At 67.4% G+C, this 1,139-nt stretch carries 1 protein-coding gene; it reads left to right on the top strand.

Annotated elements, in window-relative coordinates:
• Positions 1 to 1,104 (top strand): ATP-binding protein (locus tag ACFWUY_RS41860; protein ID WP_384122386.1); only part of this gene is annotated, 1,104 nt, incomplete at its 5' end.
• Between the last annotated feature and the right edge of the window lie 35 nt (positions 1,105 to 1,139).

The raw sequence follows: 1,139 nt of genomic DNA, 5'->3' as shown, positions 1-1,139 counted from the left end.
AATCCGCCCCGCGAGATCCACGAGGGCCCGCTCGGCGAGGTGCCGCAGGAGTTGCGCCGGTTCGTCCAGCGCGACCAGATCTCCTACCAGTTCACCACCGTCGCCGACCCCGACGGTTATCGAGGGCGCGCGCTGGTGATCGGCAGTCCGAGCGCCGAGGTCACGACGCTCGAGATCTACCTGATCTTCCCGCTGGCCAGCGAGGAATCGAGCCTGTCGCTGATGCGCGGCACGATGCTCATCGGTGGCGTGGTGCTGCTGGTGTTGCTCGCCGCGATCACCGCCCTTGTCACCAGACAGGTGGTGCTGCCGATCCGGTCGGCGGCACGGATCGCGGGCCGCTTCGCCGACGGCCGACTCAAAGAACGCATGCTGGTGCGCGGCGAGGACGACATGGCGCGGCTGGCGCAGGCGTTCAACGAGATGGCCGAGAGCCTGTCGAACCAGATCACCCAGCTCGAGGAATTCGGTAATCTGCAGCGCCGCTTCACCTCCGACGTCAGCCACGAACTGCGCACCCCGCTCACCGCCATGCGCACCGATCTGCAGGTGCTCGCGGGCACCGAATTGCCCGACGACCAGCGCGGCGCCGTCCTCGCCGATGTCCTGGCCGCCGAGAGCCAGATCGAGCGGACCCTCACCGATCTCGAACGCCTCGCCGTCGGCGAACTCACCGATCAGGACGCGTTCGAACCGTTCGAACTGTGCGAAACCCTCGATCGCGCGGTGCAGAACGCCCGTCGCGCCAACCCCGGCGTCGACATCACGCTCACCGCTTGCGATCCGGTTCCGGTGCACGGCTTGCCCGGCGGGATCATGCTGATCGTGACCAATGCCGTCGCCAACGCGGTCCTGCACGGGAAGGCCACCGAGGTCACTGTCGCCACGCGGACCACCGGCAACGGCGTCGAGATCACCGTCGACGACAACGGCACCGGCATCCCGGAAGCCCTGTCCCCCACCGCTTTCGACCGTTTCGCCAAACGTCCCGGCTCCCCCGGCTCCGGCCTGGGCCTCGCGCTGGTTCGCCAGCAGGCCGAATTGCATTCCGGCACCGCCGAACTCGACCACAGCCCGCTCGGTGGTGTCCGCCTGCGTTTGTAAATAGCTCAGGCGCCGGTAGTGTCTGTATTGTTTGT

Origin of the sequence: Streptomyces sp. NPDC058664 (genome assembly GCF_042716635.1) — a bacterium.
Classification (GTDB): domain Bacteria; phylum Actinomycetota; class Actinomycetes; order Streptomycetales; family Streptomycetaceae; genus Streptomyces.
Note: the sequence above shows the minus strand (reverse complement) of the source record. Positions and strands in the feature narration are given on the sequence as shown.